The following is a 20832-nucleotide window of genomic DNA, read 5'->3' as shown; positions in this document are numbered from 1 at the left end:
GTGGATTAAAATGCAGATTAGTCATTCCCAATTAGGCGTCCACTGTGGCTTCCCTACGAACCGACAGGGGATAACTGCAACGAAGCACTTATAGGGGCCGCTAATGAGGTCTTCCTCTTCCTCCTCATCATCCTCGTCGTCATCGAAGATGTCGTCTTCAATATCAAAATCATCCTCGCCCCCGAACTCGTCTTCCCATATTTCTCGTTCACTCGACTCTGTGAAGTGCTTGGGTCGCTGAGTCATGTCGGGGTCGTCACCCAGCCATGATATTGTCCAGGTGCCGTAGACCTCGAAACCTTCATTCATTGCTGAACGCGTCTCATGGTCCAGCGTGTGCTCAAAGGCATTGAAATCATCGCTGGTAATCACCCCACCCAGGTCTTTTATCACCCGACCGCGGGAATCTACCACGTTCGACATTTCTCGCAGATCACTGTCGAATGTCACCTTAAGGTACCTGTCACTGCGGGGGGCATCCGCGAACTCGACACTATTGAAACGGTAGTGAGTAGGCCAGTTGTTACTAGGATTACGCCTCGCATCGCTAAGATCTAATTCCCACATCGTCTGATTGTTATTTGATATTTCCGGCTCTTGTTCGGCAGCCTTCATGACCTCAATCAGTTCCAAATGACCAAAACGCCTCTCATCCGGAAAGACTATATTTATCGGGAACTTCGCCTTCTTCGTATTGACCGACGAGGTAATCGATACATCCTCAGACCGGAAGTCGACGTCGATTCGCACCTTGCCTTGCTCTTTCGTGCCCATGCTAGTTGTATCCGTTTCATCTGAAAGTTGCATTTTTGTCGAGGGCTTTCCATATTGAATGAACCCTCTCGGCCGCAAGGTCGCGAGGCGTTCCCGCGCTTCCTGCGTTACCAGGTCGCGACGTAAGGTCACGACTTCCCTCAGGTTTTGTTACCTCTTCGGATCGTACTCGAATAATGCTCAGCTCGGTGAGGTGTTGCTGAAATTATCTACGGGTGCCACCCGGCCGGTCCCACTGGACCTGGTGATCATTCTCGACCCGAGCGTGCCAAGAGGTTTGCGCGTTGGTGACCGGAAGCGCTATCTATATGACTTCTTCCGGGCTACGCTTGGCTTATGTGCGCCTCGTACGGACTCGCCCCACTCAGCCACTACGGCCTCGAACCGCTCGATGAACGTGAGGCCCGCGACGCCCTGGAGCGTTGGATCGAACAGCGCGGCGGCAACGCCAAGATCACCGGCAAGAAGGCGTTGAACCTGAACCCGCTGATCACCTCGGACGAGACCGGGCACCGGGAACTGAACCTGGCCTGGTGGTGGATACATGTCGGCAACGAACCGGCGCAGTTCTCGGCGTTCAACGCAAGGGACGACAAGTTGCTGTCGTCGAGGGTGTGGAAGGGACCGTTCCGGGAGCACCGGGCGCTGGCACCGGCCACTTGGTACGTCGAGAAGGGGCGGAAGTTCGCACTGCCGGCTGGGGAGGCGTTCGGCATCGCGTCGATCACCACCACGGCCCGTCGGGGCGACGAGGAGATTTTGACCTACGCTCTGGTGACCCGTGACGCCGTCGCGCAGGCGGCCACGGTCCATCCGAGGATGCCGTTGGTCCTCCCCCGCGAGCTGCACGATGACTGGCTGGACCTGTCACTTAGGGGTGACGGTGACCTGCTGGCCGAGGCCCTGTCGGCGTCGGAGTCGCTGAGCCGGTCGATGGAGATCGTCGGCGGTTGAGCGAGCTGCGACTCTGGCTGGATGTGCAGTTAAGGTCACGTATCCTGTTAGTATCCTCATGAAACCCACTTGTCGTGTCCGACCTTCCACGAATCGCGGACACTCACTGACCTTTCTCGAGGATTTCTATGACCCGCCGTGCTTACCCGCGTGTGGCTGCCGCCGCCGTGGCCGCTGCCCTGCCTCTGTCCCTCATCAGCGTGATCGGCGCTGGACCCGCATTCGGTGGCGAAGCTCAACCGGTGGCCTCCGCGGTCGGCGGTGAGACGTCCGCGGTGCCGGGGTCGCAGTTCAGCGGGACAGCCACGATCAACGGGCCGTTCCCGACCCGTGCCGAGGCCGAAGCCGACGGCTACGTCGACGAGAGCAACGCAGGGTGGCGAGACTCCGTCTACCAGGCCGAGGACGGTGAGAACGCCGAGGAAAACACCTCCTGGTCCGCCGGGGACCGCTACACCCGCATGGAGGAGTTGAAGGTCACCTCGCAGGCGATGGGCGGCCGGGAGATCCCCGTGGTCACTATCCGAGCCAAGAATCCCGATGCCCCGACGATCTACCTGCTCAACGGTGCCGACGGCGGCGAAGGTAGCGCCAACTGGTTGAAGCAGACCAGCGCGGTCGACTTCTACGGCAACCGGATCGGCAACGTGAACGTGGTCATCCCGATGGCCGGTGCATTCTCGTACTACACCGACTGGCAGTTACCAGCCACCAGCCTGGACACCGACGCGCACGGTGTCGGCACCACACAGAAGTGGGAGACCTTCCTGACCCAGGAGCTGCCCGGACCGATGGAGGACCACCTGGGCACCAGCAGTGACAAGCGGGCGATCATCGGCATGTCGATGACCGGGTCGACCTCCCTGATCTACGCCGAGAAGTACCCCGGCTTCTACGACGCCGTCGGGTCGTACTCCGGGTGCGCGGCGACCTCGCGGGAGGCCTCGCAGATCACGCAGTTGATCCTGGACCGGGGCGGCGCGAGCTTCGAGCAGATGTGGGGTGACCCCTACGGTCAGGTTGCCCGCGACAACGACGCGCTACTCAACGTCGACAAGCTGGCTGATCAGCACAACATCTACGTGTCCTCGGCGACGGGACTGCTCGGTGAGCACGACGTGTCCTCCGGTGACGTGCTCAACGGCAACGTGTTCGGCATGATCACCCCGATGACCGATGGTCTGGCCATCGAGGCTGGCAGCAACGTCTGCACTCACTTGTTGAAGTCGACCACGGATGATCTGGGCATCACCGAGGCGTCGAACAACCTGGTGTACAACATGCGAAACGCAGGCACGCACCAGTGGGCCTACTGGCAGGACGACATGTGGGAGTCCTGGCCGGTCATCGCCCGGGGCCTGGGTCTCGACGTGGCCGAGGCACAGCTTCAGACCTCGGAGGCACAGGCAGACCACCTGGAGGCGAACCCGGGCATGGGCGCTGAGGGATCGACACCGGTGTCGTCACTCCTGCCGGTCTTCGACGCCGCGGAGCAGGGATCGGCAGACCTGGCGGAACTGAACAACGCCGAGCAGTAGCCCCTCCCCCACACGGACTACAGGCCGGTCGGTGTCGTCAGACACCGAAGCGGAACCCGACGGGAGATCACGCGGCCTGCGACCGATAGAAAGCACGTGCAATGAGCTGCCTGGCACGTTCTGCATCTGCATCGCCTGCGAAGATGACCTCGCTGACGCGACTCAGGACGTCGCCTGCACCGAGTACAGCCTCATCGGTACTTGCCTGGAGGTCCGGGCTCTCTTCGAACTGCGACTCACTGTTCGACTTCGCCTGCTGCACCAGAGTCTCGTCCTCGCTGAGCTTGGAGAGGATCGTCGCCACCGCACCGTGCGTGGTCTCCTCGGATTCGCCGAGCATCGTCGAGAGCTCGCGGACGACCTCAAGAAGCGCAACCATCTTCGGATCACGTGGCTCACCACTCGCCACAGCGCTTGTCCCCGTGACGACTCCCCCGGCAGAAATATCGATGTCGACAGGCTGCTCCCCGACGAGTTGAAGGCGGGTGAGCTCGACATCCGTGAGGTCGATGGTCTCGGAGACCTCTGTATCCCGCAGATGCGGCACCAGCAGGCGCAGGTAGATTGCCTTCTTCGCCAGGTCCGTGTCCCCATAGTCGACGACCTGAGTCATGAAATCGTAGAAGTTCAGGAACGAGGTCGTGTTCTTGCGGAAGAGTTCGAGCTCATTGCGTTCTATGCGGTCCTCGATCAGCTGCGCATGCTTCCATCGATCACGGAACCTCTTCTTCGCCGGCCCCAGGCCTTTGGCGATCTTGCCGTTGACCTTCGATCCCGTCCCGGTTCCCTCTGTCACGAACACGGTCGCGACGTCCTGGACCTCGTCGGCTTCGTAAATATCAGCACCGTCGAGCTTATCCACGATGTCCCAGATGAGGTTCGGATCCGTTACCTCGTCGACGTTGGCGTCATTGAAGTAGGGCTCGAACGATTCCTGGATTTCCGCAGGCTCGTTGACGAAGTCAACGACCTGCGTCATCGCCGCGGTCTTCTTCGTCCCCTTCGCTGTCGTGTGCGTCCGATTCAGTCGGGAGAGGGTCTGCACGGCGGTGATACCGGAGAGCTTCTTGTCGACATACATCGCGCACAGCAGCGGCTGATCGAAGCCGGTCTGAAACTTGTTGGCCACGATCATCACACGGTACTGATCACTCTTGAACTCCTGACGCAGATCACGGGTACCAGGGTTCATCGTCGCTTCAGTCAGGCTCTCCAGCCCGAGCTCCGCACTGGTGTCCGCGTCCTCGACAGTGCCAGAGAAAGCAACGAGAGTTCCATAGCCGAGTCCCCTCGACTTGATGTACCGGTCGATCTCACGCTTGTACCGTACGGCACCAAGGCGGTTGGGAGAGACAACCATGGCTTTCGCCGCACCGTCGAGCAGGTGCGCGACATTTTCGCGGAAGTGCTCGACGATGATCGCCGCCTTCTGCGCAATCGTTTTCGGATTGACCTTCACCCACTGCATCACCTCCTTCTTCGCCTTGGTCTCATCGACCTGGGCATTCAGTGAACCTTCGACCTTCTCGCCCAGATCGAAGTACATCTTGTAGGTGCGGTAGCCACGCAGCACGTCGAGGATGAACCCCTCCTCGATCGCCTGCTTCATCGAGTACAAGTGGAACGGTCTGGGTTCGCCCTCATCGCTGTCACGGTGGCCGAACAGTTCAAGGGTCTTCTTTTTGGGAGTCGCTGTGAAGGCGAAGAACGAGATGCCCTCGTGGGAGGCCCTTGCCGCCATCTCGTGGCTGAGCATCCTGTTGATCATCATCTGCTCGGCATCGACCTCAACCTCACCGGTCTCGTCGAGCTCTTCTTGCTGCTCTGCTGTGAGCACGCTCTTGAGCTGTGCCGCGGTGTTGCCCGACTGTGAGGAGTGCGCCTCATCGGCGATGATGGCGAACTTCTTCGCCTTGAGCTCGGAAGCGTTCTGAATCTTGTCGAGAATGAACGGGAACGTCTGGATCGTGACGACCACGATGAGCTTGCCCGACTCGATGGCGTGACCGAGCGCCCCGGACTTCGACGCCGTGTTCCCCTCGTTGAGGTTGGCGTACTCCCGGATCGCCTTGTCATCGATGGTGGCGACGATCGACTGGTTGTCCGCATCGATCTGCTTGATCGCCTCCTGCAGCTGCGCATCCAGCACGTTGCGGTCAGTGACGACAATGACCGTGTCAAAGATCTTCCCGTTGTTGACCTGCAGGCGTGCCAGGCGGTGGGCCAGCCAGGCAATCGAGTTGGTCTTGCCCGAGCCGGCCGAGTGTTGGATGAGGAAGCGCTTGTCGGGCTCAGGGGCGGTGACTGCTCGTTCGAGCTTCTCGACGACGTCCCACTGGTGGAAGCGGGGAAAGATGAGCGTGTATGTGCGCTTCTGCCGACCGGTCTTGTCAAGAGTCCGGGACTCAGAGATCCAGATAAAGCGCGAGAGGATTGCCAGCCATGCATCGCGCTGGAGTACCTGCTCCCAGAAGTAGGCGGTCCTCTGCCCGTTCGGGTTCAGCGGGTTACCTTCCCCACCGTCTTCTGTGCCACGGTTGAATGGCAGGAAGCGTGTCTTGGCCCCGTCAAGCTTCGTTGTCATCCAGACCTGGTCTTCGGACACGGCGAAGTGCACCAGCGCCCTTGTACCGTTGCCGAGCATCGCGAAAGGCTTCTTCCCCTTGGGCTGGATGATGCGTTCACGGTATTGCTGCTTGGCGTTCTCGACAGTCTGCGTGTTCTCGGTCTTCACCTCTGCTGTCGCCACGGGGACTCCGTTGAGGAAGAACACGAGGTCAATGGACTTGTTGCCGTCGCCGTAGTGAACCTGTCGCATCACGCGTAGCCGGTTAGCTTCGTACTTCGCCTGTGTGGTCGGGTTGAGCGAGGTCTCAGGCCTGGCCTGCATCATGTCGAACTTCGCTGACCCGGCACCGAGGCCGGCGACGTTGAAGCCCTTGCGCACGGTGCGTAGAGCGCCCTCGCGGTCGGTCATCGGCTTGTCGAGGCTCGTGACGAGGCGGTCGAGCAACATGCGACGACGCTTGGCCTCATCGGCAGAGCCTGGCTTGACGAACTTCTCGAATGCGGTCTTCTGAGTTTCTTGGAGCCACGAGAAGACGTCCTCAGGCACTAGTGCACGTTCGACGTCGTAGAGGTCGTCGTTGTCCGAGTACAGCCACCCATGCGCTTCGAGGTACTCGGCGAGCTCGCGCTCGAACTCGATCTCCTTGTGCTGGCCTGTCATGCTGTCGTCCTCACGTCGATCTGCCCGGTCACTGCTGCGGTGATGAGCGCAGCACGGCGCTCCTCCGATAGTGCGATGAGGTCTTCCGACTCGGCAATGAGTCCGTCGATTCGAGAGGTTGCATGGTCTAGATCAGCGGCGATCTCATTCTGCTCCCGAATCGAAGGCACAGGAACGCGAAGGCCACGAAGCTTCTCCGCTGTAAAGTGCGCGATCGTTGACTTATTGGCCAGGATATCCAAAATCCCTCGTTCCCTATAAGCCAAAAGCACATATCTGTAGTACCTAGGATTCCAATCCTTAGTCCCACGGAGACGGTTGACTGTCTTTTGAAAACACACCCCAGCTAAATCCTCCTCAAGCACAACGGAAGTGCCAATTGCACCACCTTCTACCACCAACAGATCGTTGCACTCAAGATTGAACTTGAGTTCTTCTTCTCGCGTGAATGGCATAGAATTCAAATTCCCGATATCAAGCCCAGAATCTTGAATGTTTCCGGCTCGAATGTATGGAAGGTTGCGCGCCATATCATCGCGGACCTTTCCACTATCAAGCATCTTTCCGAGCTTTACCTCGAAGCCATACCCGAGGGCAGAACTTGACCATGACAAGTTTTTCTGCGGATCTAGTGGATCCATCCCACCTAAAGACTTGGCGTCAATCACCGCCCGCCGTCGCTCCCTGAGTGTTTCGATGAGGCCGCGCTGCTCGGTGATCAGCTCGTCGATCTTCTGCGTCTCACGGTCCAGATAGTCAGAAATAGAGTTTTGAACTTCGATTGGCGGCACCGCAAATGGCATGTCAGTGATCATCCATCGACGAACTGAATCGACCGTGGTTCGAGCCTCGCCACCCTTCGCCATGTGCCGAAAATGCGAGGAGAAGAAGTAGTAAAAATATCGAGGTGTCACTCTCTTAAAACCGCTAATTACATAAACGCGCTGATGTGCATGGAATTTACCCTTGATGTGATGGAATATCTCGCCGACATTGCCGTCCCCGGCAGTAAGGACAGCCTCGGTGTCGTAACTAAATTCTGCGCTGGCCATGGGACTGGGTGAACGGACAATGAATGGGTACTGTCCATCTGGGTCGGCGTCTTGAGTGTCGCCGCTACCAGTCTCGACGTTCGCCAAATATCGGAGCGCGGCAGTGTCCCAACCGGACGGGAGGTCGAGATTGTACGGCTGAACAAGCATTACGCCTCCACCGCCTTCAGCAGGGTCATAATCCTGGCAACCTTCGCCCTAAGATCTTTGTCAATCTCCTCGAGTGCCCGTGGGGGGGCATACGTGTAGAAGATTCGGGTGAAGGGGATCTCGTAGCCGACCTTGGTCTTCTTGTGGTCAATCCAAGCATCAGGCACATGCGGAGCGACCTCTGCATCGAAGTACGCATCGATGGTCGCGTCCTTGCCGTCAACACCTTCAGTGTTGCCGCCGTAGGTGAACGGCACGTTCTCGGTGTCGCGCTTCTTGGCATCCGGCTTGGGGTTGCCCTTGCGGTCTCGCACGACCTCACCGTCATCATCCAGCAACGGCCGCTCGACGGTGATCGTCCAGTAGCCGAACTCGCTAGTGGGCAGGATCTTCGAGTGCGCGCCGTCCTCATGGGCGTCGTAGATGCCGACGATCTCGTCGCGTTGGGCAATGGAGATCTCCCTACGCTTGGACCCCATACCCTTGCGCATCTTCGTCCACCTGCCACTGGCGTCGATGAGTTGGACGGTGCCGCGACGTTCGGGCTGCTTGTCGTTGTCAAGGATCCAGACGTAAGTGGCAATGCCGGTGTTGAAGAACATGTCGGTCGGCAGCGCAATGATGGCATCCACGAGGTCTTCCTCGAGCAGCCACTGTCGGATCTTGCTGGGTCCCGACTCGGCAGCACCGGTGAACAAGGGTGAGCCATTGAGGACGATGCCGGCACGGCCACCGCCGTCATGCGCGGGACGCATCTTTGACACCAGGTGCTGCAGGAACAGCATCTGCCCGTCGCTGACAGGCGGTAGCCCAGCATTGAACCGACTAAGCCGACCTTCCCGGTGCTCCTGCTTCACCGACTCCGCAGCGGCCTTCCAGTCGACTCCGTAAGGCGGGTTGGACAGGCAGAAGTCGAAGGTGCGGCGGGAGAACTCATCCCTGATGAGAGTGTCGCCCTTGCGAATGTTTCCGATGTCCTGGCCCTTGGAAATCATGTCCGACTTGCAGATCGCGTAAGACTGGCCATTGATCTCCTGACCGTAGAGCGTCAGTCGAGCGCTGGGATTGCGCTCATGCAGTCGCTCCTCCGCAACTGAGAGCATGCCGCCGGTGCCGGCGGTGGGGTCGTAGACGGTGCGAACGACGCCCTCACCGGTCAGTGACTCCTGCTCCTCGGCGAAGAGCAGGTCGACCATCAGGCGTATCGCGTCACGAGGTGTGTAGTGCTCCCCGGCCTCCTCGTTCGAGGCCTCAGCGAACTTGTAGATGAGGTGCTCATACAGCTCGCCCATCTCGGCGTTGGTGATCGCATTGGGGTGCAGGTTAACACCGGCGAACTTCTCGACGACGAGGTAGAGGCGGTTGTTGTCATCGAGGGTGTTAATGACCTGCTCGAAGCCGAACTGTTCGAAGACGTCAATGTTGGACGAGAAGCTCGTGACGTACTCGATAAGATTCTCACGAAGCTGGTCCGGGTCGTCGAGCAGCCGATTGAAGTCGTACTGGCTTGTGTTATAGAAAGACAGGCCCGTCGCCCGACGCATCTGCGCATCAAGAACGCCGCCGCTGTGTAGGGTCGCCGTTGACCGCATCAGGTCGCGCCTCGATGCCATGAGCGCATCGAGGCGGCGCAGGATGGTGAACGGCAGGACGATGCTGCCGTACTGGTGCGGCTTGTACACACCACGGAGTTGGTCGGCGATCGACCAGACGAAGGGCCCGAGATTACTCATTCACATTCCTGCCTCAGTTGAGCGGTACGACATAGGTGATCGTACTTGCCCTACCAGCGACCGGTGGGCAGGTGGTCGAGCCGTGTCACGTGTGGTCGTAGCTTCGGACATGTACGTTCAACACGATCTCAAGGAGGCGATGCTGGCGAAACAGCAAGACACCGCTCCATGACGACATTCAGGCCGCCCGGTCTCGGTCATCGACCGTGACGGAACCGCCGTAGAGGGTGCGTAACGCAACCAGGTCTCCTTCCCTAAGGCATGGCAAGCCCTCCCCGACTCTCGGTACCGGAGAGTCGGGGAAGTAGTTGAGCGTCGGAGGGGTAACCGTCAACCACGACGCCGCCCTACCCACTAGAGAGTCGCCATTTTTACTTATCTATTCGAAAACAACACGGGACGAGGTCGGTCGGCTACGTCAGGTGCCAGAGCGGAACCCGACGGGAACCAATCTTGTATTTGAACTTGTATTTGCGCGTGGGAACCAGCGGGAACGCCCGGGCACTGTCGGGAATCACCGGCGGACAAGAAATGCCCTCTACCAGTGTATTTACCACCTCTTACCTGCAGTAGAGGGTAACTATCAACTAGACCCGGTCGGTCGCGGGTTCGAATCCTGCCGGGGGCGCTTTTCATGCCCGGACCAGCCCCGGTGACCAACGTACACTTTCGGTCGTCCGGGCATTCATCTTCGACTCCTACGGTGCGTTGTGGTCGCTGCCAAGCCAGCGCTTGCCTGACGTTTCCCCACACCGCCCACAAGGAACCTTGATGTCCCACCGTCGCCGAACCACAGCCTCACTCTGCGCGATCGCCAGCACCGTCTCACTTACCGCTGTCTTCCTGCCTGCTGCCGCAGCGCAGGACCTCCCGGCACCCGGCTCGTCCGATGTCGCGTCCTCCATCGAGTCGTCGCTGCCCGGCTCGCACGTCCCCGACCTCACCGGCACCGACGGCCCAAAGAACATCATCTACCTCGTCGGCGACGGCATGGGTTACAACCACATCGCCGCCACCAACCTCTTCGAGACCGGGCAGACCAAGCACCAGGTCGAGGGCGAGGCCGGGGACGTCTCGCCGGTCGAAGGTGGCGAGGCCGCACAGGTCTACGAGGGCGACGAGTGGAATGAGCTGGCCATGTCCACCTTCCAGGAGGGCAACTCCTACGACCCGGAGAAGGCCTGGAACGACCACGACTACGTCAACGAGGACTACACGGACTCAGCTGCGGCCGGCACCGCCATGGCCACCAGTTCCAAGACCGAGAACGGCATGATCGGTGTCACCTCCGACGGTGCCACGGTGCAGAACACCTCCGAGCACGCCATCGACAACGGCAAGTCCGCCGGTGTAGTCTCCAGCGTCCCGTTCAACCACGCCACCCCGGCCGCCTGGGCCGCGCACAACGATGACCGTAACGACTTCCATGCCATGGCCGACGAGATGATCGGCGGCGACCTGGACGTCATCATGGGTGCCGGCCACCCGCTGTACGACGAGGACAACCAGCCCGTCGACGAGCCGAACTACGAGTGGATCTCCGAAGAGAGCTTCACCGAACTCTCCGCCGGCGAGACCGACTTCACCTACCTGGAGGAGGACGCCGACTTCCAGACGCTCGCCGACGGTGACGTCGAGGCCGGTGAGAAGTACTTCGGCCTTCCCCAGGTCGCCTCCACCCTGCAGCACAACCGTTCCGGCGACTCCGCGGTCCCCTACGACACCGAGCTCAACGATGTCGTGGACATGTCGACCATGGCCGAGGGCGCGCTGAACATCCTGGACCAGAACGACGAGGGATTCCACGTGATGATCGAGGGCGGGGTCATCGACTGGGCCGGTCACGCCAACGACGCCGGCCCGACGGACGACCCGTCCTGGTCGGCGATGACCGGCCAGGCCGGTGAGATGCCGGAGCACTCCTGGCACTCCGAGAACCACACCAATCAGTTGGTGCCGGTGTTCTTCCGCGGGGGGGGGCAGCAAGGACATCACCACTGCGGCGACCGGGGTCGACCCGGTGCGCGGCAACTACATCGACAACGTCGACATCGCCAACCTCACCCTGAACACCTGGTGGGGAAACCAACGTCGATTCCGACAGAGAAAACGGCCCGATGTGTGGAATACCCACATCGGGCCGTTCGACCGGCGAGTAGCCGGGAGGCTACCTACAGTTAGCCGAAGGTCAGTCCGAACACCGGCACGGCAAGTGCGAAGACGGTGATGGTGATGAGGAAGACGGCGATGACGTTCAGCCAGATACCACCCTTGAGCATGACCCCGGCCTTGACGTAGCCGGAGCCATAGGCGATGGCGTTCGGCGGGGTGGCCACCGGCAGCATGAAGGCACAGGTTGCGGCCAGGGCGGTGGGAATGACCAGGATCAGGACGTTGATCAGGCCGTCGCCTGTCAGACCGATACCGGTGGCGACACCACCCATGATCGGGATGAAGGTCGCCGCGGAGGCGGTGTTCGAGGTGAACTCCGTCAGGAACAGGACGACGGCGGCGATCGCGAAGACCAGCAGGACGATCGGCAGACCGCCCATGCCCTTGGCCATCTCACCGATCCACAGGGACAGACCGGAGGCGGTGACCATCGAGGACAGTGCCAGGCCACCACCGAACAGGATCAGGACGTCCCACGGGATTTCCTTGGAGTGCTCCCAATCCATCACGCGGGTACCGCGGTCGTTAACCGGAATGACGTACATGAGCACAGCTGCGGTCATGGCGATCGTGGAGTCGTCAATGGTGATGTTCCACCAGTCAGCGTAACTGGCCAGCAGCGGGAAGCTGATCCAGGCGACCGCGGTGCAGACGAAGATGATGCCGGCGGTGATCTCCGCGCGGGAGATCTTGCCCATATTCGCGATCTCCTGCTTGATCAGTTCCTTACCACCAGGGATCTCCTTCATCTCCGGCTTGAACACCGTGATCAGCACAAGCCAGGCCAGGACAGTGAAGACGATGGCGATGGGCATGCCCACCAACATCCACTTTCCGAATCCGATTTCGATGCCGTGTGTGTTGTTCATGTAGGCAGCCATCAAAGCGTTCGGCGGGGTACCGATAAGGGTTCCCAGCGAACCGATGGAAGCTGCGTAGGCGATCGCCAACATCAGGGCGGTGGCAAACTTCTTCTGGTTCTTGTGTCCGCCGACCTTCTCGGCGGTCAGCGCCAGCACGGAGACACCGATCGGCAACATCACCACGGCGGTAGCGGTGTTCGACACCCACATCGAGACGAATCCGGTCGCCACCATGAAGCCGAGGACGAGCTGCTTCGGCTTGGTACCGACGGCGAGAACCACCAGCAATGCGACACGGCGGTGGAGGCCCCACCGCTGGATACCGAGCGCGAGGACGAATCCACCGAGGAACAGGAAGATGATGGAGTCCGCGTACGAGCTTGACACGTCCCCGAAGCCTGCGATCTGGAAGACCGGGAAAGCGACCAGGGGGATGAACGCCGTCGCCGCCAGCGGCAGTGCCCCGGTCATCCACAGAGCACCCATGAGAACCATGATGGCAGCGGTAATCCGGATCGCTTCCAGATCGAAGGGGCCGACCCTCTCCGCGTCATCCTGCAAATTGGCAAGCTCAGCACTATCGGCCAGTTCGGCGGCATTGTCGGGGAAGATGAAGTAGACGAGCACGGCCAGTGCCAGGCCGACACCCAGGCCGATGAACTTCTTCTTGTTGTTGGCCCGCTCGACACCGGCTTCACCGCGGACGAGTTCGCCCTCCTGCTCCTTGGTTGCCAGCGCCGCTGCGGCGTCTGTGTCTTCCGCGACGTCGGGCGGCGCTGTGTTGCCGTCCTTGTCAGACATGTTCTGTCCTCTCCTTGGATCGTGAACGTCAACCCCCGGTAGGGGAACGAGGGGCCAGGCTACTCGTAGGTGGTCGCCCGCCTGTCATCCTCGCAACTAATATAACCCCCAAAAGTGTTGTGTTTCATCTCACAGAGTGAACCACCCTCCCCAATCCTGGGGTCCGGAACGGACATCGCACCCCCTTTGCGCTGACTGCACCCCACCGAACAGCCAACCCGGTGACCCCGATACCGCGACTGCCATGTTGCTGTCCGACCCACCGGGTAGCCTGAGTGGAGCTCGCACGTCTTCATCCCGCGAGCATCAGCCATAGCCCTGACCACTGCTACGACAGGAGCCCCACAACGTGTTCTTCCGCGGCCGTTCCACCACCGCCCTCCCCGCACCCGGCCCCGACCGCATCGCCGTGGTCACCGGAGCGTCCTCCGGTATCGGGGCCGCGATCGCACGGGAGCTCGGCCAGCGCGGCCACAACCTCCTGCTCGTCGCCCGCACCGCGGGGCCGATGGAGGAGATCCGCGAGGAACTCGCCGCGTCCCACCCGGAGGTCACCGTCGAGATCCGGCCGTGCGACCTCGCCGACGCCGACGCTCGCGGCGTCCTAATCGAGGAACTGGAAGGACGGGACGTCCACATCATCATCAACTCCGCCGGTGTGGCGACCTTCGGCGAGTTCCGAAAGCTCGACCCCGCCTACGAACGCACCCAGTTCGAGCTGAACGCCACGGCCCTCTTCGAGCTCACGGCCGCCGTCCTGCCGGGCATGGTGGTCAGCGGGGACGCCGGGATCGTCAACGTCGGCTCCGTCGCCGGCAACGCCGCGATCCCCAACAACGCCACCTACGTCGGCACCAAGGCGATGGTGAACACCTTCACCGAGTCGCTGCACTACGAACTCAAGGGCACCGGCGTGCGCTGCACCCTGCTCGCCCCCGGGCCGGTGCGCGAGGAGGTCAAGGAGGACGCTGCGCGTACCATCGTGGACCGGGCCACCCCCGACTTCGTGTGGACGACCTACCCGGACTGCGCCACCGAGACGCTCGACGCCCTGGCGGCGAACAAGCTGCGCGTCGTGCCCGGCGGACTGTCGAAGGTGGCGAACGTGATCTCCACGTACCTGCCGCGGCGGATGACCGCGCCCGTGATGGGCGCGGCGTACTCGCGGATGGCCGAAGACTAGGGCCAGAGAACAGAAAGAAGAATGCAGATGACACCGAACCAGACCGCCAAGAACGACCGCATCGTCTGGGCCGACTGCGAGATGACCGGCCTTGATCCGTCGCGCCACGTGCTCGTCGAGATCGCGGTGGTGGTCACCGATGCCGAGCTCAACGTGTTGGACGAGGGCATCGACATCGTCATCCATGCCACTGAGGAGGAACTCGGTGAGATGGACGACGTGGTGGTGAAGATGCACGGCGGCTCCGGCCTGACTGAACAGATCCGGGAGTCCTCCGTGTCCGTCGCCGAGGCGGAGGCGCAGGTCGTGGAGTACCTGAAGAAGTATGTGCCGGTCGCCGGTGTTGCACCGCTGGCCGGGAACTCGATCGCCAGCGACCGCAAGTTCATCGTGAAGTACATGCCTGCACTGGACGAGTTCCTGCACTACCGGATGATCGACGTCTCCTCGATCAAGGAGCTGGCGCGGCGCTGGTACCCGCGTACCTACAGCAGCCAGCCGGCGAAGGGCCTGGCCCACCGCGCACTGGCGGACATCCGCGAGTCGATCCGCGAACTCGACTTCTACCGGCGCGCCATCTTCGTCGAGCAGCCCGGCCCGACCAACGGCGAGGCGAAGGTCCTGGCCGAGCAGTCCAGCCAGGCGTACCCGATCTGAGCGGCCCGTTTGGCACCGGTGTCAGCGGTGGTCTAGTATGAATTCCGCTGCCGCAAGGTACTCCTGCACGTCATGTGACAGGTTCCCGTGTGGGCGAATGGTGGCTGTAGTTCAGCTGGTAGAGCACCAGGTTGTGATCCTGGGTGTCGCGGGTTCGAGTCCCGTCAGCCACCCCAACGACGAACCCCGGTTCCTTCTTCGTGAAGGAGCCGGGGTTCTGTCATGTGTTCCCCCAAGACTTGTCCGTCGATCACCCCATGCTCTTCGCCCCATCCAGGGCCTCCCGAATGATGTCGGCGTGACCGGCATGCCGGGAGGTCTCCATGATGATGTGCATCAGCACCCGGCGCGCCGACCAGGTCTCCTCCGTGAACCACGGTGCCTTGGGTAGCTCATGGGCCACATCGAACGACGGCAGGCTGCGGACGATCTCTTCGGTGCGCTCCCCCTCAGCACCGTAGGCCGCCAGCACGCTTTCGAGGGTCTCCCCCGGCAGGAGCTCAAACTCGCTCCGCATCTCCTGCCATTCTTCCTCGGTGTAATCCGTGAAGTTCTTCGTCTCCGAGTCCTTACCGGTCACCATGAAGTCGACCCAGCCACGCTCGACGCCGGTGACATGCTTGATGAGTCCGCCGATGGTCAGTTCGCTGGCGGTGGAGCGGGTCGATGCCTGCTCGGTGGTCAGTTCCCGGGCGGTGAACTGCAGGAAGAAGGGGGCGTGCGCGAGGCACTCCAGCAGGTTGTCCCGCTCGCTTGCGGCGGAATCGTTCTGGTTGGTCGAGTCAGTCTGGACGGTCGTGGCGCTCTCTTGCGCCTCTGTCGCATTCATGACATTCACGGCATTCATGGCGATGTCCTCTCTGGTGGATTTCGGGTCACTTCTCACGCTAACGTCACTAGGTGACAGGTTCTGTCACTTATTACGCAGCGACTCTCGTCGAGCCTTGAGGAGCACTGATGACCGGTACAAGTTCACGGACGTTGCAGCTGCTCGGACTGCTGCAGAGTCGTCGTCACTGGATTGGGACGGACCTCGCCGACAGGCTCGATGTGTCACTCAGGACGCTGCGAAGGGACGTCGACCGACTCCGCGAACTGGGCTATCCGGTTCAGGCCGACCGCGGAGTGGGTGGCGGCTACCAACTGGCCCACGGGGCCTCGCTACCTCCCCTGGTGCTCGACCATGACGAGGCGGTCTCGGTCACCATCGGCCTTCTGAACTGCGCACACACCCCGGTCGCCGGCGTGGCTGAAGCCTCGGCGCGGGCACTGGCGAAGGTCATCCCGGTGATGCCACCACGATTGTGCCACGAAGTCACCGCGCTGCAGGCCGCCACGGCCCCGACCACCTCCCCCTGGTCAGGCACGGACATCAACCCCGATGACATGGTCACCGTTGCACAGGCCTGCCGGGACTCGGAGAGACTCCGGTTCAACTACACGGCGGCCGACGGTGCCCAAAGCCACCGTCGTATCGAACCGGCGCAGCTGGTGACCTTGGGCCGCCACTGGTACCTCGTGGGATTCGACCTGGACCGGGACGACTGGCGGACCTTCAGGCTCGACCGGTTGTCGGACGCGACCTCGACCCGCCAGATCGTCCAACCACGGGAAGTCCCGGGCGGCGACGCCGCCGCTTTTGTCGAGGCGGGCCTCCGTCACGATGGTGTCACGGTGACCGCGGAGTTGGACGCCCCCGCGGACGAGGTCAGGGAGCGGACCGGGTTGAGGGGGACGTCCGGCACGCGAAACGGCGGTGCGGTCACCGAAATCGACAATTCCCGCTGCCGGATCACCCTGGAGAGGTCGACCCTGGACTGGGCCGCGTTCATCCTCGGCAACGCCGGTGCCCGGGTACTCACGGCCGATCCGCCGGAGCTCGTCGACCTGCTCCACGACCTATCCGCACGGTTCGCCGGGGCCGTTCCCGGCGACACCGCCAGCACCGAAGAATGACCGGTCAGCGCTGGCCGGACTGCTCGTGTTAGCCCTGTTGACCCTGCTGACTGAAGGTCCGCGGGTTCACCGGCCACTGCGACTTCGGCAGGTTCCTCTCAATCACCGAAAGGTAGGAATCGGTGACGAGGTCTTCGACCAACTGCCGGTCAAGGTCACCGCCAGGGTGCAGCGAGATCCAGTGCTTCTTGTTCATGTGGTAGCCCGTTGTGATCTCAGGATGACTTGCCCGAAGCATCACGCTCTCCTCCGGATCCACCTTCACGGTGACCAGCGGCTCGCCCGTGACCTGCGCCTGCAGCATGAACACCTTGCCCCGTACCTTGTAGACACCCCACTCCGGGCCGAACGGGTGGTCCAGGTACGCCCCGGGGGAGCTCGTTCGTCCGGGCGGCGGCCTGTTGCTGGATCGAGGTATCCATACACCCAAGCTACAGGCCCTATCCCTGGCGGATGATCTGGATGAGGTTGCCACAGGTGTCGTCGAGGACGGCCGTGGTCACCCCACCTGCTTCCAACGGCGGTTGGGTGAACTGCACGCCGAGGTCCACCAGACGGTCGTACTCGGTCTGCACGTCGTCGACGGTGCACTGCGTCCAGGGGATCCCATCGGTGTACAACGCCTCCTTGAACGGAGCTGCAGCCGGATGCCCGGAGGGTTCCAGAAGCAACTCTGTGCCGTCCGGGTCGAGCGGCGACACCACGGTCAGCCATCGGTTGTCCGGCTCCTCACCGAGGGGCACGTTGTGTCGGACGACGAACCCTAACTTCTCGGTGTAGAAAGCCTCGGCTTTCTGTGTGTCGTCAACGATGACGCTGGTCAAGGTGATGCGGAAGGTGCTCATGGCTGGTCCTCTTTCTCTGTGTCGTCCGGGGTATTCCACCGGGTGACGATCTCGGCAAGTGGAGCCGGGTCGATGGTGTGGAGGTTGCGCCGTCCTTCCTTGCGGACGATGACCAGGCCGGCGTCCTGCAGCACCGCGATATGCTGCGACACCGCCTGACGAGACATCGGGCGACTCTCGGTCAGGCGGGTGCAGATCTCGAAGAGTGTCTGATCCTCCCGCCGGGAAAGGCTGTCGAGGATCATCCGTCGTGCCGGGTCAGCGATTGCCTTGTAGATGTCACCCATACACGCACAATAGGCAAGTGCCTACTTGCATGTCAAGAACGAAAGTCCACACTGAACACCGGTGGTCAATAGGTCAGCAATCAATGTATAGTCACCATATGCTGACCATTGCTCCACAGATCGACGTCATGAACCGTCTCGGGCGTGCCCTGGCCGACCCCAGCCGGTCGCGGATCCTACTCTCGCTGCTGAAGGAACCCGGCTACCCGGCCCAGCTTTCCCGCGACCTCGAGCTGAGCCGCACGAACGTCTCCAACCACCTGGCCTGTCTGCGTGGATGCGGCATCGTCGTCGCCGTCCCCGAAGGACGTCGCACCCGCTACGAGATCGCCGATCCTCATCTCACCCGGGCCCTGGAGTCGCTGGTCAACGTCGTCCTCGCCGTCGACGAGGGGGACGAGCCCTGTACCGACGAGAACTGCGACGTGCCCGTATGCTGCGCCGACTGCGCGGATACCGTCGACGACGACCACGCCGATAAGGAGGTACACCGGTGAGCGACGAATGCTGCGGCCCGATCACCCCCGCAGGCAGCACACCTCCTGAGCCGCTGGTCCACGAGGATCTGCCACCCTGGTGGCGCGACCGGGCACTGGCACTGCCGTTGGCGTCCGGTGTCCTGTGGATCAGCGGCCTGATCCTGGAATGGACCGGCGGGGAAAGCTCCACAGCCTCCATCACCGCCACCATCCTCTTCGCGCTCGGCCTCGCCGCCGGTGCGTGGACCTTCGTCCCCGGCACCATCGAGCGCCTCATCAAGGGGAGAGGACGCTCCCGCCTGGGCGTCGGCCTGCTGATGACCATCGCCGCCATCGGCGCCGTCCTCCTCGGACACGTGGGCGAAGCCGCCGCGCTGGCCTTCCTGTTCTCCATCGCCGAGACACTCGAGGACCGCGCCATGGACCGCGCGAAACACGGCCTGCGCGCCCTGCTCTCGCTGGTCCCGGAAACCGCCCGCGTACGTCGTGGCAGCGACTGCACCGACGGCTGTTGCGACTACACCGACCAGACCATCCCTGCGTCCGACGTCCGCATCGGTGACACCCTGCTGATCGGCGCCGGTGAACGCATCCCCACCGACGGGACCGTCGCCACCGGCCAGTCCTGGGTGGACACCTCAGCAATCACCGGCGAGTCGATCCCGGTGGGTGTCGACGAGGGCAACGAGGTCCTCGCCGGCTCCGTCAACGGCTCCGGCACCCTGACCGTCACCGCCACCGCCGACGGGGGTGACAACTCACTGACCCAGATCGTCCGGCTCGTCGAACAAGCCCACGCCACCAAGGGTGAGCGCGCCCGCCTGGCCGACCGGATCGCCCGACCCCTGGTCCCGCTGGTCCTCGTTGCTGCCGCCCTGATCGCCGGCATCGGCGCACTGCTCGGCGACCCGGGCGTGTGGGTGGAACGGGCGCTGGTCGTGCTCGTCGCCGCATCCCCGTGCGCACTGGCCATCGCCGTGCCGGTGACCGTGATCTCAGCGATCGGCTCAGCCAGCAAATTCGGTGTGGTCATCAAGTCCGGCGAAGCTCTCGAGCAGTTCGGTATGATCCGCACGGTCGCCTTCGACAAGACCGGTACGCTGACCCGCAACGAGCCGCGCGTCGTCGAGGTCCGCAGCAGTGGCAACCGCTCCGAACTGGACGTCCTGACCCTCGCCGCCGCGCTGGAAGCATCGAGCAGTCACCCGCTCGCCCAGGCCGTGACCACTGCCGTGCCGGTGACCGTCGGCGCGCGGGAGTTCCCCCAGGTCACCACCGTGCACGAGGAACCGGGCCACGGGATGTCCGGGATCCTGCATCCGACTCTGGCAGGACACCCGGACGACCTGGATGGCGACGACTCAGGGCTGCCCGTCCGTGTCGGCGGACCACGATGGATCGACCCGGCCGACATGGCCACAGACACCGAAGAGATGGCCCGTCAGGGTATGAGCCTGATCGTCGTCGAGGTCGACGGCGAGGTGCACGGCGTGATCGGGATCCGCGACGAACTTCGTCCCGAAGCCGCCGAAACGATCGCCGCGCTTCACGCGCAGGACGTCACCACGATGATGCTCACCGGTGACAACGAACGCACCGCCACCGCCCTCGCCACCGACGCCGGCATCGACCGCATCCATGCCGACCAGCTCCCCAGCGACAAGGCCCGCCATGTGCAGGAGTCCGCGGCCCACATCCCCACCGCCATGATCGGCGACGGCATCAACGATGCCCCGGCGCTCGCCACGGCCACCGTCGGCATCGCCATGGGTGCTTCCGGTTCGGCCGCCGCCATCGAATCAGCCGATATCGCCTTCACCGGCAACGACCTGCGCCTGATCCCCGCAGCACTGGCTCACGCCTCTCGCGGGCGACGGATCATGACCGGCAACATCATCCTGGCCCTAGCGATCATCGTGGTCCTTTTCCCGCTGGCACTGTTCGGGGTCCTCGGCCTCGCCGCCGTGGTCCTGGTCCACGAGATCGCCGAGGTCGTGGTCATCGGCAACGGCCTGCGCGCCGCCCGGTCCAGCGATGTCGTCCGGTCCCCCACCACTCAGGCCACCAGCCCAGCCTGAGTCGAGACCACACTGACACACCTACATGTGAGAAGGGTGGGATGAATCGGGGGGGGACAGGGGGGCGCTGGGGGGTGCCCG

17 protein-coding genes and 1 tRNA gene are annotated in these 20832 nt (G+C 62.3%); 9 read left to right on the top strand and 9 right to left on the bottom strand.

Features of this window, described 5'->3' with window-relative positions; genetic code table 11:
• Nucleotides 1-21: 21 nt before the first annotated feature.
• Entirely contained in the window at nt 22-906 is an 885-nt protein-coding gene (locus ACTXPP_RS11375) for a hypothetical protein (RefSeq protein WP_443342176.1), read from the bottom strand.
• Between the two features lie 204 nt (nt 907-1110).
• Between ACTXPP_RS11375 and ACTXPP_RS11370 the strand changes: the two genes are divergently transcribed.
• Together ACTXPP_RS11370 and ACTXPP_RS11365 are read left to right on the top strand one after the other, a co-directional pair.
• Nucleotides 1111-1728, top strand: a complete 618-nt coding sequence (locus ACTXPP_RS11370) for an SOS response-associated peptidase family protein (RefSeq protein WP_443342175.1) — start codon at nt 1111-1113, stop codon at nt 1726-1728.
• 128 nt (nt 1729-1856) lie between these two features.
• Complete coding sequence (locus tag ACTXPP_RS11365; RefSeq protein ID WP_443342174.1) at nt 1857-3266, top strand: alpha/beta hydrolase; 1410 nt, start codon at nt 1857-1859, stop codon at nt 3264-3266.
• A 67-nt stretch (nt 3267-3333) separates the two neighbouring features.
• Here the strand turns inward: ACTXPP_RS11365 and ACTXPP_RS11360 are convergent, their stop codons facing one another.
• The 3 genes from ACTXPP_RS11360 to ACTXPP_RS11350 are packed head-to-tail and all read right to left on the bottom strand — an operon-like array spanning nt 3334 to nt 9430.
• Entirely contained in the window at nt 3334-6495 is a 3162-nt protein-coding gene (locus tag ACTXPP_RS11360; protein ID WP_443342173.1) for a type I restriction endonuclease subunit R, read from the bottom strand.
• Nucleotides 6492-7697 (bottom strand): restriction endonuclease subunit S, encoded by a 1206-nt coding sequence (locus ACTXPP_RS11355; RefSeq protein WP_443342172.1) that lies wholly within the window; start codon nt 7695-7697, stop codon nt 6492-6494. The genes ACTXPP_RS11360 and ACTXPP_RS11355 overlap by 4 nt, the downstream gene beginning before the upstream one ends.
• Nucleotides 7697-9430: a type I restriction-modification system subunit M gene (locus ACTXPP_RS11350; RefSeq protein WP_443342171.1), complete on the bottom strand. Its 1734-nt coding sequence runs from the start codon at nt 9428-9430 to the stop codon at nt 7697-7699. The genes ACTXPP_RS11355 and ACTXPP_RS11350 overlap by 1 nt, the downstream gene beginning before the upstream one ends.
• Nucleotides 9431-10201: 771 nt before the next feature.
• Here ACTXPP_RS11350 and ACTXPP_RS11345 point away from each other — a divergent pair.
• The gene (locus ACTXPP_RS11345; RefSeq protein ID WP_301520819.1) at nt 10202-11611 is read left to right on the top strand and encodes an alkaline phosphatase; all 1410 of its coding nucleotides are present in this window, start codon (nt 10202-10204) and stop codon (nt 11609-11611) included.
• Here the strand turns inward: ACTXPP_RS11345 and ACTXPP_RS11340 are convergent.
• Nucleotides 11608-13266 carry an SLC13 family permease gene (locus ACTXPP_RS11340; RefSeq protein ID WP_301520818.1) on the bottom strand — a complete coding sequence of 553 codons (1659 nt, stop codon included), beginning with the start codon at nt 13264-13266 and terminating at the stop codon, nt 11608-11610. The genes ACTXPP_RS11345 and ACTXPP_RS11340 overlap by 4 nt on opposite strands.
• Before the next feature lie 349 nt (nt 13267-13615).
• On the opposite strand from ACTXPP_RS11340, the gene cmrA reads away from it, so the two are divergent.
• From cmrA to ACTXPP_RS11325, 3 genes are all read left to right on the top strand, one after another.
• Nucleotides 13616-14449 (top strand): mycolate reductase, encoded by an 834-nt coding sequence (gene cmrA / locus ACTXPP_RS11335; RefSeq protein ID WP_443342170.1) that lies wholly within the window; start codon nt 13616-13618, stop codon nt 14447-14449.
• 27 nt (nt 14450-14476) lie between these two features.
• Nucleotides 14477-15106 carry an oligoribonuclease gene (gene orn, locus ACTXPP_RS11330; RefSeq protein ID WP_301520816.1) on the top strand — a complete coding sequence of 210 codons (630 nt, stop codon included), beginning with the start codon at nt 14477-14479 and terminating at the stop codon, nt 15104-15106.
• 100 nt (nt 15107-15206) lie between these two features.
• Nucleotides 15207-15282, top strand: a tRNA-His gene (locus ACTXPP_RS11325).
• Between the two features lie 74 nt (nt 15283-15356).
• Here ACTXPP_RS11325 and ACTXPP_RS11320 read toward each other — a convergent pair.
• Complete coding sequence (locus ACTXPP_RS11320) at nt 15357-15953, bottom strand: DinB family protein (protein WP_301520815.1); 597 nt, start codon at nt 15951-15953, stop codon at nt 15357-15359.
• A gap of 110 nt (nt 15954-16063) precedes the next feature.
• On the opposite strand from ACTXPP_RS11320, the gene ACTXPP_RS11315 reads away from it, so the two are divergent.
• Nucleotides 16064-17062 carry a helix-turn-helix transcriptional regulator gene (locus tag ACTXPP_RS11315; RefSeq protein ID WP_443342169.1) on the top strand — a complete coding sequence of 333 codons (999 nt, stop codon included), beginning with the start codon at nt 16064-16066 and terminating at the stop codon, nt 17060-17062.
• Between the two features lie 28 nt (nt 17063-17090).
• Here the strand turns inward: ACTXPP_RS11315 and ACTXPP_RS11310 are convergent, their stop codons facing one another.
• The 3 genes from ACTXPP_RS11310 to ACTXPP_RS11300 are packed head-to-tail and all read right to left on the bottom strand — an operon-like array spanning nt 17091 to nt 18194.
• On the bottom strand, nt 17091-17537 hold the full coding sequence (locus ACTXPP_RS11310; protein WP_443342168.1) for an MmcQ/YjbR family DNA-binding protein: 447 nt from the start codon (nt 17535-17537) through the stop codon (nt 17091-17093).
• Entirely contained in the window at nt 17503-17907 is a 405-nt protein-coding gene (locus ACTXPP_RS11305) for a VOC family protein (protein WP_443342166.1), read from the bottom strand. The genes ACTXPP_RS11310 and ACTXPP_RS11305 overlap by 35 nt, the downstream gene beginning before the upstream one ends.
• The gene (locus ACTXPP_RS11300; protein WP_301498809.1) at nt 17904-18194 is read right to left on the bottom strand and encodes an ArsR/SmtB family transcription factor; all 291 of its coding nucleotides are present in this window, start codon (nt 18192-18194) and stop codon (nt 17904-17906) included. Before ACTXPP_RS11300 ends, ACTXPP_RS11305 begins: the two co-directional genes overlap by 4 nt.
• A 98-nt stretch (nt 18195-18292) precedes the next feature.
• On the opposite strand from ACTXPP_RS11300, the gene cmtR reads away from it, so the two are divergent.
• Both cmtR and ACTXPP_RS11290 read left to right on the top strand, forming a co-directional pair.
• Entirely contained in the window at nt 18293-18691 is a 399-nt protein-coding gene (gene cmtR, locus ACTXPP_RS11295) for a Cd(II)/Pb(II)-sensing metalloregulatory transcriptional regulator CmtR (RefSeq protein WP_301498807.1), read from the top strand.
• Nucleotides 18688-20751 carry a heavy metal translocating P-type ATPase gene (locus ACTXPP_RS11290; RefSeq protein ID WP_443342165.1) on the top strand — a complete coding sequence of 688 codons (2064 nt, stop codon included), beginning with the start codon at nt 18688-18690 and terminating at the stop codon, nt 20749-20751. Before cmtR ends, ACTXPP_RS11290 begins: the two co-directional genes overlap by 4 nt.
• The last annotated feature ends 81 nt before the right edge of the window (nt 20752-20832 follow it).

It is taken from the genome of Candidatus Corynebacterium faecigallinarum, from assembly GCF_052264515.1.
GTDB classification, from domain to species: domain Bacteria; phylum Actinomycetota; class Actinomycetes; order Mycobacteriales; family Mycobacteriaceae; genus Corynebacterium; species Corynebacterium faecigallinarum.
This window is presented reverse-complemented; position numbering and strand designations above follow the sequence as displayed.

Excerpts from the sequence above, each read along its gene's own strand:
- ACTXPP_RS11355 (WP_443342172.1), bottom strand. The coding sequence starts at position 7,697 with ATGCTTGTTCAGCCGTACAATCTCGACCTCCCGTCCGGTTGGGACACT.
- ACTXPP_RS11360 (WP_443342173.1), bottom strand. The coding sequence starts at position 6,495 with ATGACAGGCCAGCACAAGGAGATCGAGTTCGAGCGCGAGCTCGCCGAG.
- cmtR (WP_301498807.1), top strand. The coding sequence starts at position 18,293 with ATGCTGACCATTGCTCCACAGATCGACGTCATGAACCGTCTCGGGCGT.
- ACTXPP_RS11315 (WP_443342169.1), top strand. The coding sequence starts at position 16,064 with ATGACCGGTACAAGTTCACGGACGTTGCAGCTGCTCGGACTGCTGCAG.
- ACTXPP_RS11300 (WP_301498809.1), bottom strand. The coding sequence starts at position 18,194 with ATGGGTGACATCTACAAGGCAATCGCTGACCCGGCACGACGGATGATC.
- ACTXPP_RS11365 (WP_443342174.1), top strand. The coding sequence starts at position 1,857 with ATGACCCGCCGTGCTTACCCGCGTGTGGCTGCCGCCGCCGTGGCCGCT.
- ACTXPP_RS11340 (WP_301520818.1), bottom strand. The coding sequence starts at position 13,266 with ATGTCTGACAAGGACGGCAACACAGCGCCGCCCGACGTCGCGGAAGAC.
- ACTXPP_RS11345 (WP_301520819.1), top strand. The coding sequence starts at position 10,202 with ATGTCCCACCGTCGCCGAACCACAGCCTCACTCTGCGCGATCGCCAGC.
- ACTXPP_RS11320 (WP_301520815.1), bottom strand. The coding sequence starts at position 15,953 with ATGAATGCCGTGAATGTCATGAATGCGACAGAGGCGCAAGAGAGCGCC.
- ACTXPP_RS11350 (WP_443342171.1), bottom strand. The coding sequence starts at position 9,430 with ATGAGTAATCTCGGGCCCTTCGTCTGGTCGATCGCCGACCAACTCCGT.
- ACTXPP_RS11305 (WP_443342166.1), bottom strand. The coding sequence starts at position 17,907 with ATGAGCACCTTCCGCATCACCTTGACCAGCGTCATCGTTGACGACACA.
- orn (WP_301520816.1), top strand. The coding sequence starts at position 14,477 with ATGACACCGAACCAGACCGCCAAGAACGACCGCATCGTCTGGGCCGAC.
- ACTXPP_RS11370 (WP_443342175.1), top strand. The coding sequence starts at position 1,111 with ATGTGCGCCTCGTACGGACTCGCCCCACTCAGCCACTACGGCCTCGAA.